This window comes from Flavobacterium sp. ov086, from assembly GCF_900187965.1.
Taxonomy (GTDB): domain Bacteria; phylum Bacteroidota; class Bacteroidia; order Flavobacteriales; family Flavobacteriaceae; genus Flavobacterium.
Map to the genome: position 1 here is coordinate 120,247 of NZ_FZNL01000010.1, position 14,844 is coordinate 135,090.

Genomic DNA, 14,844 nt, shown 5'->3' on the forward strand with positions numbered 1-14,844 from the left:
ACTTCGTAAATCAATACTTTTTTAGATAATCAGCCGTTAGCTTTGATGTAACCCATATTAATATTTGCATTATGATTAATTTATTTGAAATAAAAAGGAACGAGAACTACATGAGTATTGTTATTCTTGTAATTAGAATATCTATTGCGTCATTAATGATTTCTCATGGATTATCTAAGTTAAACATGCTTTTAGCAGGAGGTGAAATCCAGTTTCCTGACCCGCTTGGAGTAGGAAAAACAGCTTCGTTAACCCTTGCTGTTTTTGCAGAAGTAATTTGCTCCTTCTTTATTTTTATTGGCTTAGCCACAAGATTGGCTACTTTGCCATTAATAATTACAATGCTGGTAGCTGTGTTTGTTATTCATGGTGCTGACCCAATAGATGTAAAAGAGATGGGAATTCTATATTTGCTGTTTTATGTGCTTCTTTTGGTTACCGGAAGTGGTAAGTTCTCTATTGATTACTTGATTTCAAAAAAGAATCGCTACTAAAGTATTTTAATCCTACATCATAATTTGAATATAATAATTGCAATTTAAATTATGAAAAAAGCTCTTTTATGAAGATAGGTCTTTATTTCGGAACATATAATCCAATTCATGTTGGCCATTTAATTATTGCCAATCATATGGCAGAGTTTGCCGATTTAGATCAGATCTGGATGGTCGTTACACCACATAATCCGCTTAAAAAGAAAGCTACTTTATTAGACGATCACCAACGTTTAGAAATGGTTTTTCTGGCAACCGAAGATTATCCAAAAATTAAACCTTCGGATATTGAGTTTAAATTACCTCAGCCTAATTATACGGTAAATACTTTAGTTCATTTGCACGAAAAGTATCCAACTCATGACTTTTCATTAATTATGGGCGAAGACAATCTTAAAACACTTCATAAATGGAAAAACTACGAGGTGATTTTAGATCATTATGATATTTATGTTTATCCGAGAATTTCAGAGGAAGAAGAAAATATCGAATTAAAATCACATCCTAAAGTTCATGTAATTGACGCACCAATTGTTGAAATTTCATCTACTTTTATCCGAAACAGCATAAAAGAGGGCAAAAATATTCAACCGCTTTTACCACCGAAAGTTTGGGAATATATTGATCACAATAATTTTTATAAGAAATAAAAATCATTCCGTAGGAATGTCTGCTGGGTAGAACTAAATTTAAATTATGATTATACGTTCCGTAGGAACGTTTGATTAACGGTACGGATATCCTGTATCAATAAAATCAGGTGTCCTTACAGGACACAGCGCAAAACGACATTACTTTTTTACCGATGAGATATTCCTCCGGAATATAAAATATTGGTGTTCATGAAAATTCCTTTTTCCTCGAAATGAAAAATAGTGCAAAAAAAGCCTGAATTAAAAATTCAGGCTTTTTTTGTTTTTACGCTTCAATGTTTATCTCGTTTTTAACTCTCGCTCTAATATCACTCAAAGATTGATCTACTAAAAGTTTTCCGTCTCTGAAAACTTCTTTCAATTCCCCTTGTTTTTCTTCTTCCCAAGAAACATTATCGCTTAAATAATATACACCATCAACTAAATCAATTTTCATTAATCCTTTAGCCGATTTTTTAGTTCCGTCATCTGTAATCGGATCCTTAAAAATTGCTCTTCCTTCACCGTCAACTTCTCCATATGTTGCTTTCATGGCAAAACCAAAAGTATCTCTGGTATTGTATTGGTATGTAAAAGAACCAATTCCTAAAACAACGTTTGTAGAAGCAAAACCTTTTTCTTTTAATCTTTCTGCAATTTGAATTGCTCTTGCTACCGTGATACTATCACCGTAAATAGCTCCAATTTGAGGAACAAGCTCTTTATATCCTTTTGCATTAACTTCGCCTCCAAAAACATCCCAAAGAAGCTCAATTACACCTTTCTTTTCTTGTTCTGTTTTTCCGTTTGGATTTCCGCAGATAATATCAACCGGATCACCACTATCAGGACGAATTACTACTTTACCTTCTCTTGCAACAATATCTTCTTTTAAGCGAGGTAAATAATCTGTCAAAACCTTCCATAAATCCCAGGTATCAGAAACGATAGAAACAATTCCTTTTGGATACACTTCAGTAATTAATCTTTTGAAAGTTTCACATTCACCTTCTGTAGTTCCCATACACATTACAGAATGCTCTGTTGCAGCAACTGAACCTGCGATTAATTCCATATCTGAATTGGCATTATAATATTCTTCGAAGAAATCAATTGCGGGAATCGTATCTGAACCTGTAAAACTCAATAAATGCCCGGCTGCAGAAGTTATCGCTGCTTCGATTCCACCCATTCCTCTCATTGAGAAATCATGTCCCTGCCAGTTTACAAAATCAGGAACAGAAGAAGTTTCCTCAGCATATTTATCTAATACTTTTCTATATTCTTTTGCTACTGTAGCCGAGTTACAAGGAAGCCAAATAACTGCAGAAAGTAATGTTTCGAAATAATTCGTCAGCCAGAAAAATTCCGGAAGTGTATTATACATTGTAAACATTGGAACTCTCAAAGGCACACTTGCTCCTTCCGGCAAGGCTTTAAAAACCATCGGAATATATCCTAAATCATGTAAATCTTCGATATGTTTTGTCCCAACCTGGTTTTCACCCAAATAATTATTGATTCTTCGTGAGTATTTTTTAACTACTTCTTCTTTTGGCTGTTTGAAAAAATCAGCATCAAAATCGTGAATAATATATTTTTTAATAAAATATTGCAATCCAAAAAACACCACCTCATCAAGACCTTCAATTCTTGATTTTCTTGGTGTCCAGTTAGAATATACTAATGTTGTTTTGTCCGGATATTGTCTTCTGTGGTCAACTTTGTAACCGTCTGTTAATAATAGTGGGTTCATATCTTTTAATTATTTAAATTCTCGTAAATTTTGGGTTTCACAGAGATCCACAAAGTTTATCACAGAGATTCGCCAAGTTTTAATTTTCTTTGTGCTGTTTTGTGTTTTTCTTCGTGTGTCTTTGTGTAATTATTTAAGCTTTCATCAACTGATAAACTTTTTCATAAATCGAATCAAATTCAGCTGCCAGTATTAAATATTGCTCACTCCATCCATTCTGTATCGAAATCTCCTGAAGAGTTCCTGTAGGCAAAAACAATAGTTGAAAAAATTCTAATCCTGCTTTATTGTTTTCTTCAAGCAATATAGAATTTAAATTTATTTCGGCAATTAAATCTTCTGATGAATTATAGTGTGTCCACATTAAATCTGTATCAATTATAATTTTCGATTTTATAATTTCAATGATCCTTTTTACCTCAAGCAAATTTGACATCTTATTTATTTCTTCCTTTTTCATTGGGATAAAATGTCTGTACAGCATCGCTTTGCCAAAATACTTTAGTTGCAACATCAATACAACTTAATTTTCCGTAAAAACCCGCTCCGGTATCAATATTCCAAACATTACAACCTTGCATTGGAATTTCAATATTATAATGAAGCGTTGGTGTATGACCAATGTAAATTTCATTAAAAAGCAATAATCTTTTGGGATAGGAAAGTGAATCTTTTTGGATTCTTTTATCCATTGTTAAAGCCATTTCCCAAAGTGTTCTGTCCCAGGAAAAATTGCTTGCATAATGTTCTTTTTCGGGGCCATGCATAGATGAAAAACCAGCGTGAATAAACAAATTATTATCTTCATCTACAAAGTAATCCTGCATGTTTTCAAAAAACTGAAGATGTTTTTCTTTTTCGAAAGAATCGATATCATTATAACTTTCTATCGTTGATTTTCCTCCGTGCAGAAACCAAATATCATTTATGTCATCATTCTCCAGCCATTCCTGACACCAAACATCATGATTTCCTCTGATAAAAATGCAATCTTGTCTTTGAGATAAACCGATTAAAAAATCAACAACTTGCGCTGATTCGCTCCAACCATCGACATAATCGCCAAGAAAAATAAGTTTGTCAGTTTCTGTTATCTCAACTCTCTCCAACAATTGAAATAAAGCTTGCAAACCTCCGTGAATATCTCCAATAACTAATGTTCTCATTATATTTATTTACAAATGAAGTAGTGTTTTTGTTATTTAATAATCCCAGATTAGTCCTTTTTCGTTTAGTCTATATTGGTACTTTTGGGTATCGCCGAAAGTTTTATATTTTTTATAATTTCTATTTATAATTTCATCATAAGCCAAAAACATTTGATTAGAAGCAATATGAAAAGGCATTCTTCCGCATCCCGTACATAAACCCGGAATTGTGACTGTTTCTATTTTAGGATTATTTATACAAGCTATCAAAATTGCTTTCATAGCTAAAAAGGCATTTACTGAAGTTGCAATATTAAAGCTCATCGGAACTCGCATAGTTGGAGCTGATATTAAAAACGGAACTTCACTATCTCCTGTTTCTAATGTGATTGATCTTCCAATTAACAGTTCTCTTTCATCAAGTTGAGCAATTTTCACTTGTAGTTCATCCTGCAAATGCCATCCAAATCTTTCTGACAAATGCCAATCTAATCCGCCGTCCATGAATCCAAATGAATTTGCTGGACTTACAACTGCGTCAGATTTTATTTTTGTAATATCCCCTTTTATTATACTGAGATTCTCACATTCTGAAAAATCATTTCTCCATGAATTGCCAAGTTCATCCTCTAAGTAAACTAATTTTATATGCAGCATATTTTTTGAATTAAAATTGAATGTATTTTTCGATCAATTCCTCAACTCTCTCCAACAATTGAACTAAAGCTTGCAAACCTCTGTGAATATCTCCAATAACTAAAGTTCGTTTCATGATAAAAATATCTTTTTGCAGTAAGTTCTACAACTAAAAAGGAATTCCTTAATTGTTATTTAAATTTAGCGTCGAGTTTCAGATCCAGATTAATTAAAAAATCTTTCCCGAATTTATCGTTTTCTAACTCTTCATACAAAAACAAAGGCAAAACTTTATCACAACTTTGCTTGTGACTTAAAATCGCCATGCACAAAGCGGCAACAGTATCTGTATCTCCTCCATAATCAATGCTTGTTTTCAAACAATCTTTCATTGACGTTGCTTCTGATACAATTTTTATAACGGCTTGTGTCGTTGGATAACCGTGCATGTCAATTGGAGAAGTAATTCTATAATTCTCATTTTCCTTCAGCGTTTCATTTAAAAACGGAATCAAAGTTGATCCATCACCCAAATTATATTTAAAATAATGAACTGCCAAAGCGATACGTTTCGCACAACTAATTCCTTCAATGGTAAGATGAGAAGTCTTTGCCTGGATTTCGCAAAACTCCATCAATTGGTCTATATTTTTTAAGTAACCAATAGAATACGCTCGCATTGCAGAACCGTTTCCGTTACTGCCATTGTCGATTATTTTGATAAAATCAGCTCCATTTTTACTGGCGTCTAAAGCATTATAAACTCTATCTGAATATCCTCGTCTTTTATCTCTGTGAAAAACTTCAACAAACTTATCGGCAACTTTAACTTCATTCCAATTTTCATCTTCTAATAACAATTCCGAAATTGCAATTGCCATTTGAGTGTCGTCTGTATATCTTTTGTAAATCTCCGTATAAAGTCCGTGTTTATGATATTGAGTCAAGTCGTTGTTTTGAGAAATAAAATCTAAATCTCGAAATTCAAAACCTGCTCCGTATGCGTCGCCTATTGCTGCTTCTAGTATCATAAGTATTATTTTTGGTTGTTAATTTGGGAATTCTGTTTATGATTTAAACTCTATGTATTTTGCCGGAACATTATCTGTCAGCCAAACATTATTTTCGGACAAATAAAATTTAAATCCGTCTCGATGCATTGCACCGCTTCTCACGGTCAAAATTTGAGCAACTCCCCTTCTACTGCCTACTTTTATTGCCGTTTCAAGATCTTTGGAAAGATGCACATGCTGACGGCTCATTTTTTGTAAACCTTCTTTTTTAATACTATCCAAAAACTTTCCAACGGTTCCGTGATATAAAAACTCCGAAGGTTCTGCTTCGCCAAGATTTAATTCAACCGAAATCGAATGTCCCTGACTTGCTCTTATTTTCGTTTTATCATTGTTAAAAGCAAAACGTTTTTTATCATTATTTTCTACAACGTAATCCAGAAGTTCCACTGTCATTTGATTTTGACTTCCTTTTTTATTGCATTTTTCAATTAATTCATCAACATCTGCCCAACCGTTTTCGTCTAATTTTAATCCGATGGTTTCCGGCGAATGTCTAAGTACCAAACTCAGAAACTTGCTTACGCTTTTTGCTATTTTTTCATTCATGATTTCCTGATATTTTAAGTTTCTTATTCAGTTCTTCATCCTTAAAAAGGAAAGGTTTTTCAGCAGGAATCATCAGCTTTTCTAATTGTTTATTCTGAACAAATTCATATTGTTCTTTTACAAATTCTGAAATATCTTCGATGAGTACTATGTCTTCTTTTGCGAAAGACTTTATAAAATCATCTCTTAAACCAATCTGAATAGCTCTTCGTTCTAATTTATTCCCATACGGATCATGATCTGGATCCCATTGTAATCTTACTGAGGATGTTTTAACTTGTGTTTGCCATTCTTCGTGGCTCATTTCGAGCGAAGAACTATAAGAGGAATAAACCGCATTTTGTAAATATTTATTGAATGCCGAAATTTTAAGGTGAATTGCCAGTACAGTTTCCTGTCCTTCTTTTGTTCCCCATCCGTTTCTGTACATCATCCACAGAAAATTTGGTTTGATCCACGTCATTCTGTCCAGGCTAAATGCTCCGCCAAAATATTGATTTTTTGCAGCAAATTCGCCTATTTCTTTTCGGTAGGATTGATACACTATTATTTCTTCCTCGTCATATTGAGCCATAATGTGATAGCCAGATTTTGGCCATTCTACAATTTGCTCATCGTATTTTTTAAATTCTATTTTCATTTTGTATTGTACACAATATCTTCATTGTGTTATTTTTAATTTTAAACAGTTGATTTATCTAAAAATCATAAACTGTTACTTCTATATTATTTTCAGAAAGTGTTTTGAGAATAACAGGTTCTATCATCTCCCACTTTCCGCCAGCTAAACCACAGCCAATTCTTGGCATATGAACGCTGGCATTATTTTCTTTTGCGAACGAAGCTACTTCTTTCAAGCCATCTTCAATGGCATCATATCGTATTGGAGCATTTCCGTTTTCATCTTTATTGATTTTATGTTGACCAATTAAATTTACTACCCAAAGATCTTCTTCTACCTGAACAAACTGAACTTTACCCAATTCAAAACCATCCTTTGATTTAAACCATTCTCTATATTGATTTTCCGGTTTTTTCCATCTTTTTGAAATCGCCATAACAAATCCTTTTCCCCAACCTCCAATATCATTACAGATATGCACAATTACTTTATTATCTTCTGATCGAGGAGATGTTGCATCTCCTTTTGTATATTGAATATCTTTCATGTGTTTCATTTATTTTAATCAAACGTTCCTACGGAACGTAAATACAACACGACAATTATTTTTCTACCGATGAGATGTCCCTATGGAACAGCAAAAACTCGTGTTTACACTTTCTTATTTCCGATCTATTCTTTCTAAAAATTATAAACTGTCTATTTCATTTTTTTTAATTTTAAAGACAGTCTTTCGCACAAATCATCAATATCATTTTTTCTTGCTAAAGCATTAATCCACTTTTGCGGAATATTGTCAATTCCGTAATACATTCCTGCCAAGCCTCCAGTAATTGCTGCAGTTGTATCAGTATCTCCTCCTAAATTCACTGCTTTTAAAACAGTTGCTTCATAAGTATTCCAATTCAAAAAACACCATAAACTGGCTTCTAAACTATGAAGAACATAGCCGGATGAGTGAATTTCATTTTCAGGATATTCAGCTATATTGTTTTTCAGGATTCTATCAAACAATTGGATTTCAGCAGCATTAAATTCCTTATCACTTAAAAAATCAGAAACTATCTTTTGCATATTCTTATATGCCTCAATTTTATCAATGTTATTTAAAATTTCTAAGCAATAAACAACATAAATAAAACAAGCAAATACTGATCTAAAATGTGCGTGAGTAATAGAGGACACTTCTTTTACTTTCTTATAAATAACTTCGATATCCTTTTCTTCTTGCAGATAAAAAACTAAAGGCAGAATTCTCATCAAAGAACCATTTCCGTTGTCTTCTTCATAAAAACCACCACATAAATGAGGCTCATATCCTTTTGCTATATTTTGAATTGCATGTCTCGTCGCTATTCCAATATCAAAAACTTGTCCATGTGGCGTCCATAATTCTGTGCTATACCATTTTACAAAATTCCTCGCTATATCCTTTAAATCATAACCATTACTCAAACTTTCTGCTAAACAAAAAGCAAGCGAACTATCATCGCTCCATGTTCCCGCTGGCTGATGATGTGTTCCAAAGCCAATCATTTCACAAACAGGATTTTTCTTGAGATAAGATCTTGACTCAAACTCTACAGGAACACCTAATGCATCTCCAACCGCCAAACCAAATAATCCTGATTTAACTTTATACTCAAAAATGCTTTCTATTATATCATTATAAATCTTGAAATTTTCATCATCATAACAAACAAAAATGACTTTTTCTAATTCCTCTTTATCTTCAAAAATAAAGATTGCATTCAATGCAATTTCTGCTGCTAATTCTTTAGGAAATTTATAGATACCTGTACTTATATTAGGAAAAGCAATTGTTTTAATATCATTTTCTACCGCCAATTCCAGAACTCTTAAATAACAACTTAACAGCAATTCCTCTTCGAGACCTTTACCTCCATTCCAAACCGGACCAACGGTATGAATTACATATTTTGAAGGCAAATTACCAGCTATTGTAATGACAGCTTCTCCAACTTTGCATCCACCTTGTTTGTTTCGAATCTGGATGCATTCGTCTAAAATTGCTTTTCCTCCTTTTCTGTGAATAGCGCCATCAACTCCGCCTCCGCCAAGTAAAGAAGTATTGGCTGCATTTACAATTGCATCGACCTGGATTTCTGTTATATCGGCTTTGAGAATTTCTATTTTCATAACCTATTACTTCAATTCATCCCTAACTTCCATCAAAGCAAAACCCAAAAGATTTAAACCTTTCCACTTCACAGGATTCATAACATCTTTATGATCACCAGCCATTCCTATTCCCCAAATTGCATCTACAGGACTTGCTTCTACTATAACTCTATCATTTGTATTTAGCAAAAAGGTTTTTAACTCCGGATTCTGACTGAATTTATGATAATTCCCTTCTTTTACAATGTCAAATCTGGCGGCTAACCAAAGTGTTTCATTATAATGCTTTACTTCTCTTCCTAACTTTTTGGCTTCGGCGGGAGAATTGGCTTTGAGGATTTTTGCTAAAACAACATCATCTTTAAATAATTCGGCTTTCTTAGCCATCATCCAATGTTCAGCAGTTTTGTAAACTACATTATCAACTTCAAAAGAGCTTAGCCACCATTGACTGAAACAAGTTTTAGAGATGCTACCGTCTTTATTGGGCTGGTGTCCCCAGAAAAACAAAAACTTACTTTCTGAGGCTATATTTTGTATCGTATATTTCATTTTTTCTATTTATTGAAACAAAGAAGTTATCTGTTTAAAATCTTTTGAATCGGGTGAAAATGATCCGTAGACTTCTCTGAATTCTGTTGTTAAATGTTCAAATTCATACTCTTTTTCGATCTGATCCATGCAGGTTATAACCAAATTTCTTTTTGCATTCAAACTATAAGCTACATCCAATGTTAAACTATAATTTAAAAGATCATAATCTAAATCGCCGGTTCGTAACTCTTTCTGAAAATCGTTGAAAACGCAGGTTTCTTCTTCGTTATTTATTAATTTTAATTCTCTTTCATTACTCATCCATCCACTTCCATGTCGGGTTGAATAACTTCTGGTAACGTAATAGACTTCGATAGCTGTAATTTTTAATTTCTGGCATATTTCAGATGCATTTTTTGATGTTGTATTCGCATAGGTTACATTTGGGAAAACACCATGATCCATGTCGAGTAAAATTCCCTGGCTTCCTTCAAAAATCAGGTGCTCATACTTTTCTAAAAAACTGTAATCGCTGATATTCCATTTTATTTGATCAATTATTTCCAGATAATGCTCTACTTCTGCATCAATTTCACTTTCATTTAAAAAACCGTAGTAATAGGCGATTTTTTCCAGTTTTGCCAAAAGCATTTGCCTTGGCGCAATCAGATCTATGGCGTAAAGTTTGTATTGACCTTCGTTGCGTTTCATTGTCGCTCCAACACCTTTTCCGCAAGTTCCGTGATCCAGGTTTCTAACATTATTTCTGTTTTGCCAAACATCAAACGGAGTTGTTATTTTGGCTAACGGATGAATATGAAGTTCAACATTTCCGCCTTTTGCTTCCAGTTCTTCTCTTTCATTGAATAAAAAAACGGGATGAATCGTGCAATGTTCGCTATAATAAGAAGGCAAACCGCGAAGTGCTCCGCTGGCAAAACTCGAATGAACGTGTTTTTTGCCATCAATCATTACGGTATGTGCCGCTTGCTGTCCTCCTGAAAACCGAATAACTATAGACTCAGGATTTTGCTTCGCCAGAAAATCTGTTGTAATTCCTTTTCCTTCATCACCAAATCCTAAACCTATAACTATTTGAGCTGTTTTCATTTTGTAAAATATTTTTTAAGTTCTTTCAACTTAAACTTTAGAAAAAAACTTTGCGACTTCGCGACTTTGCGAGCAAATTTCACGCTAGTATTAAAAAAACTTAAAAATAATAATCTCGCAAAGTCGCAGAGGCGCAAAGTTTTTAAAGCATTTCAATATTATCTAATCCGTCAAGCGGAATTGTTCCTAAACCTGACCCTGAACTTTTATGTGTATCGCAAATGATTTTCTTGATTACATTCGGGATTTCTTTGTGATCTTCGATAGACAAACAATTTTGTCCCAGTAATTCTTTCCACGCTACATTTGCTCTTATCGCCTGATCAGAATGTAATACGCTGATATGATACACTTCGTAACGTTTTTGAGCTTCTTTTAATAATTCAAGGGACGTATACGTTTGCTGTCCTGAACCCATAATTTCTTTTATGGCAGATGCCGGAAGCGTTGGCAAATTTGGTTCGTCACCAACGGTAAACAACAACCCCTTTTGACCTCTTTTTTCGAAAGCATCTGTTTTGGTATGAAAAGCGGCAAAATACCACGCCAAAAGATAACTTTCTCCAGCGTTTCCTCCGCCTCCGCCTTCAATATAAGTTCTGGTCAGCCACATATCCAGTTCTTCATCTCCAGATTCAAATTGTCCAACCTGAAGTGGAAATCTGTCGCATTCGTGATCTCCAATTCCTAAAAATAAAAGTGCCGGATCGGGAACACCGCCCTGAATAATTCCGCCCATTAATTTCGGAAGTCCTTCTTTGATCAATTCATGCGGAATATGTCCCATACTTCCTGTAACATCCAATCCTAAAATAATGGGAACTGTATTTGGGTGAACTTCAGAATCTCTGGCTTCACGAAATGTAATGCCGTTTGGATTCATGGATTCATGTGCCATTCCTAATTGATTTTGAACAAAAATCTCACTTGCAGATTTAAATCCGTAACCTGCTTCTTTTGCTCTGCTCAAACGAGCGCCTAAGTCATATCTTGTACCTCCCATAACTAAAATGTTTTACCAAATAAATATTCGAATCTCTTTTTTGTCACTTCAAACTGAATATTTAAATTTCTGATTGTTAATGATAATTCCATATCTTTTTGTACAAATGCTTCCGGTTGAAAGTCAGCAAAAGTCAAACTATTTTTGTCAAGCGGGCTAATATCGATAAGGCCTTCCTGCTCTCTGTCGAGTCTTTTTATTTTTAATTCGATATCTTCAACTCGGCGTCTGTAAATTAATTCAGAATCTTCACCAATAGTTTTGGCTCTGTCTTCTCTAATCTGATCATTGTTTCTTTTTAAAGATTCAATAAATCTTGGTTTTAAATCATCACTCATGGTTTTTGTGGTTTTGTTTCAGGTTTTCTTTGTTTCATGTTCCAAGTTGCGTATTGAACTTAAAATTTCGAAACTTAAACTTGAAACGGTTAATAGCTTTTGGTTTTTGTTTCAGGTTTTCTTTGTTTCAGGTTTCACGTTCTCTGTAGCAACGTGAAACCTGAAACTTTAAACTAATTTATCTAAGCTGATTACTTGAACGCTTTCGCCTTCGAAATCTTTTACTGAATTGGTTGTAAATATTTTGTCGAAACAATCTAAAACTTCAAAACCTTTATTAAAGATTCCGTGGCTCACGGCTAAGTATAATTTTCCAGCATTTTTCTTTTTTAATTCTTCGGCTAGACCGACAAAAGTTCCGCCACCGTCGCAAATGTCATCTACAATTAAACAATCAATTCCGTTTAGATCGTCTTCATAGACTTTAAAACCAGATAATCTTCCTGTTTTTACATCTCGGCTTTTGCTGCATTCTACCACTTCAACGCCACCTAAAAACTCAGAAACTTTGTAGATTTTTTTAAGAGCACCGCCATCAGGAGAAATTAATTTTACGTTCTCGCCAATTACTTTTAAAACTTCCTGAATAAAAGTATGATTCGGAATCACTTCGCAGTTGTTTACCAATGCCGGAGTTACCTCAGAATGTGCATCAAAAACAAAAACTTTACTTAATTGAAGTCCGTTGATGATATCTGCATATACTTTTACAGAAAGAGATTCCCCTTTTATCATCACACGATCTTGTCTTGCTGCCGGGAAATACGGAATAAAAAGATCGATTATTTTAACATCCATTCTGCGCAAAGCATCTACCGTGATACACAATAAACCCAAATCATTGAATGAATTTAAACGGTGTGTGATCGTTACTTTTTGAGAAATATCAAAGTTTGGATCGATTTTAATGTGTGGTTCTCCGCCAGAGAAAGTAAAACTTTGAAAATTGATTTGTTCCTGATTTTGAAAAGGAGCGAATTTTGGGTCTAGGTTAAGTATCATAGTTTTATAGTTTGCGTTAATTATACGCAAATGTAGAATTAAATTTTAAATAAACAATTTATTTTGTGTAAAAATTACGCAAACTTTATTTCGAAGTGAAAGCCTTTATCTGTTAACTCATTGTATTTCAATTTATTAAATCGAAATAATTTAGCTGGACGTCCACTTTTTATAGGTGAAAATTTTTCTGTTTCTTCTAAAAATCCATAACTAAGGATTTTTTTTCTAAAATTTCGTCTGTCGATTTCTTTTTCTAAAATCGTACAATAAAGGTTTTCAAGATCCGAAAACAAGAATTCTTCCGGAAGCAAATCGAATCCGATAGGTTCATAGGTAAGTTTTGCTTTTAATCTTGAAATTGCTTTTTCGAGGATTATATTATGGTCGAATGCCAAAGAAGGAATTGCATCAATTTTACACCATTGTACTCTTTCGGCATCAGTATCAGCTTTTATCTCCAAGTTTGAAGCATCGACTAAAGCATAATACGCAACAGAAATTACACGGTTCCTGGAATCCCTGTAAATATCATCACCAAAAGTATAAAGCTGCTCCATAAAGGTCAATTGCACATTGGTTTCTTCATGCAACTCTCTTATGACAGCATCGCTCAAGGATTCGTCGTGCTTTACTAAACCACCCGGTAAAGCCCAATATTTATCGGCAGAGCCAAATTGCTGCTCTATTAAAAGCACGTATAAACTATTATTTTTATAACCAAAAACAATAGCATCAACAGCAATTCTTATATTTTGAAAATTTTCCATAATTTTAAGAGAAAAAGTTTGCCACGAATTTCACGAATTAACGCGAATTTTTTTTGCTTAGCGAAAACTATAATATTAATTCGTGAAAATTTGTGGAATTCGTGGCGAAAAAAAATTCGCGACAAAAAACTACATTCGATTTCCCAAAAACAACTTCAGTTCTTTAGAAATACTATCGAAAAAAGAACTTTGATTGTTGTTTTTAGCCGTTAATAAATATACAAATTCCTCTGGTACATGGAAACTGTTCCATAATAACTGTAATTTATTCTCTTTAATATATTTTCTCGCATTACAATTCCAGGTTATAGCAACTCCAGAATTCTTAGACAGTAACTCCAACATTTCAGACTCTGATGGAATAATATAATTAGGAACCATCGATGGCCGTTTTTTATTGAAGGCATGCAGCCAAAATATTTTTATATGAGAAATTCTCGCATCATGGCAATACCATTTCTGTTCATTGAGCCACTGTTCTATTTCTGTAAATTTATCTGCTTTTAGTTTCTGACGGAATTCTGTTGCCTCCAAATTCATCGGGGCAACCATTATCAGTTTAATTTTTCCGACGATTTCATAAATGGTATCAAACGTATCAAATCTTTTTGTCGTGATTGCAAAGTCGAGTTTTTTTGAATCTACAAGTTCAAAAAGTGCATCGTTTTCGGCAAAGGTAAAATCGATGAAATCAAACTTGGAAATTAAAACACTTCCGCAACTATTGAATAAATCTTTTGAGATTCCAACGGATATTAATCGAACAGAATCCTGAGCTTTTGCCCTAAAACTGTTTTCGACATTCTCCAGACGATCCAGTGCATCAATAATTAAATTATTGAGTAACTTAGCATATTCGGTTGGTTCTACGCCTTTTGATTTTCGATTAAATAATTTATTCCCAACATGAGCCTCCAACATCGATATCTGCTGACTTACAGCAGGTTGACTCATAAATAATTCCTTCGCAGCAACAGAAAAATTTCCGTTTTTATAAACCGCTTTAAATGTTCTGTACCATTCGAGATTTACCATGAC

At 33.7% G+C, this 14,844-nt stretch carries 18 protein-coding genes; 2 read left to right on the forward strand and 16 right to left on the reverse strand.

Annotated features, from left to right (window positions below):
• The first annotated feature begins 71 nt into the window (after positions 1-71).
• On the forward strand, positions 72-494 hold the full coding sequence (locus tag CHB81_RS12740; RefSeq protein WP_089352241.1) for a DoxX family protein: 423 nt from the start codon (positions 72-74) through the stop codon (positions 492-494).
• A gap of 68 nt (positions 495-562) precedes the next feature.
• On the forward strand, positions 563-1,144 hold the full coding sequence (gene nadD / locus CHB81_RS12745) for a nicotinate (nicotinamide) nucleotide adenylyltransferase (protein WP_089352242.1): 582 nt from the start codon (positions 563-565) through the stop codon (positions 1,142-1,144).
• A gap of 268 nt (positions 1,145-1,412) precedes the next feature.
• Here the strand turns inward: nadD and CHB81_RS12750 are convergent, their stop codons facing one another.
• The 16 genes from CHB81_RS12750 to CHB81_RS12825 all read right to left on the reverse strand — a co-directional run bounded on the left by CHB81_RS12750 (position 1,413) and on the right by CHB81_RS12825 (position 14,841).
• The gene (locus CHB81_RS12750; RefSeq protein ID WP_089352243.1) at positions 1,413-2,882 is read right to left on the reverse strand and encodes a nicotinate phosphoribosyltransferase; all 1,470 of its coding nucleotides are present in this window, start codon (positions 2,880-2,882) and stop codon (positions 1,413-1,415) included.
• Between the two features lie 133 nt (positions 2,883-3,015).
• Positions 3,016-3,342 (reverse strand): hypothetical protein, encoded by a 327-nt coding sequence (locus tag CHB81_RS12755; RefSeq protein ID WP_089352244.1) that lies wholly within the window; start codon positions 3,340-3,342, stop codon positions 3,016-3,018.
• Positions 3,320-4,051: a metallophosphoesterase family protein gene (locus CHB81_RS12760; RefSeq protein ID WP_089352245.1), complete on the reverse strand. Its 732-nt coding sequence runs from the start codon at positions 4,049-4,051 to the stop codon at positions 3,320-3,322. Before CHB81_RS12760 ends, CHB81_RS12755 begins: the two co-directional genes overlap by 23 nt.
• A 33-nt stretch (positions 4,052-4,084) precedes the next feature.
• The gene (locus tag CHB81_RS12765) at positions 4,085-4,687 is read right to left on the reverse strand and encodes a macro domain-containing protein (protein ID WP_089352246.1); all 603 of its coding nucleotides are present in this window, start codon (positions 4,685-4,687) and stop codon (positions 4,085-4,087) included.
• Positions 4,688-4,857: 170 nt separating this feature from the next.
• Entirely contained in the window at positions 4,858-5,697 is an 840-nt protein-coding gene (locus CHB81_RS12770) for an ADP-ribosylglycohydrolase family protein (protein ID WP_089352247.1), read from the reverse strand.
• Positions 5,698-5,733: 36 nt separating this feature from the next.
• Positions 5,734-6,288, reverse strand: coding sequence for an RNA 2'-phosphotransferase (locus CHB81_RS12775; RefSeq protein WP_089352248.1), 555 nt, complete (start codon positions 6,286-6,288; stop codon positions 5,734-5,736).
• Complete coding sequence (locus CHB81_RS12780; RefSeq protein WP_089352249.1) at positions 6,281-6,928, reverse strand: DUF4291 domain-containing protein; 648 nt, start codon at positions 6,926-6,928, stop codon at positions 6,281-6,283. Before CHB81_RS12780 ends, CHB81_RS12775 begins: the two co-directional genes overlap by 8 nt.
• Positions 6,929-6,986: 58 nt before the next feature.
• Positions 6,987-7,457, reverse strand: a complete 471-nt coding sequence (locus CHB81_RS12785) for a macro domain-containing protein (protein ID WP_089352250.1) — start codon at positions 7,455-7,457, stop codon at positions 6,987-6,989.
• A gap of 152 nt (positions 7,458-7,609) precedes the next feature.
• Positions 7,610-9,070 carry an O-acetyl-ADP-ribose deacetylase gene (locus CHB81_RS12790; protein ID WP_089352251.1) on the reverse strand — a complete coding sequence of 487 codons (1,461 nt, stop codon included), beginning with the start codon at positions 9,068-9,070 and terminating at the stop codon, positions 7,610-7,612.
• Between the two features lie 6 nt (positions 9,071-9,076).
• Positions 9,077-9,604: an NADAR family protein gene (locus CHB81_RS12795; RefSeq protein ID WP_089352252.1), complete on the reverse strand. Its 528-nt coding sequence runs from the start codon at positions 9,602-9,604 to the stop codon at positions 9,077-9,079.
• Between the two features lie 9 nt (positions 9,605-9,613).
• The gene (locus CHB81_RS12800; protein WP_089352253.1) at positions 9,614-10,696 is read right to left on the reverse strand and encodes an adenylosuccinate synthetase; all 1,083 of its coding nucleotides are present in this window, start codon (positions 10,694-10,696) and stop codon (positions 9,614-9,616) included.
• A 142-nt stretch (positions 10,697-10,838) separates the two neighbouring features.
• A complete protein-coding gene (locus tag CHB81_RS12805) occupies positions 10,839-11,699 on the reverse strand; it encodes a hypothetical protein (RefSeq protein ID WP_089352254.1) in 861 nt (286 codons plus the stop codon).
• Between the two features lie 2 nt (positions 11,700-11,701).
• Positions 11,702-12,037 carry a hypothetical protein gene (locus CHB81_RS12810; protein ID WP_089352255.1) on the reverse strand — a complete coding sequence of 112 codons (336 nt, stop codon included), beginning with the start codon at positions 12,035-12,037 and terminating at the stop codon, positions 11,702-11,704.
• 168 nt (positions 12,038-12,205) lie between these two features.
• A complete protein-coding gene (prs, locus tag CHB81_RS12815; RefSeq protein WP_089352256.1) occupies positions 12,206-13,039 on the reverse strand; it encodes a ribose-phosphate diphosphokinase in 834 nt (277 codons plus the stop codon).
• A gap of 74 nt (positions 13,040-13,113) precedes the next feature.
• Positions 13,114-13,806: an NUDIX domain-containing protein gene (locus CHB81_RS12820; protein ID WP_089352257.1), complete on the reverse strand. Its 693-nt coding sequence runs from the start codon at positions 13,804-13,806 to the stop codon at positions 13,114-13,116.
• Positions 13,807-13,935: 129 nt separating this feature from the next.
• Positions 13,936-14,841, reverse strand: coding sequence for a LysR family transcriptional regulator (locus CHB81_RS12825; RefSeq protein ID WP_089352258.1), 906 nt, complete (start codon positions 14,839-14,841; stop codon positions 13,936-13,938).
• Positions 14,842-14,844 lie beyond the last annotated feature (3 nt).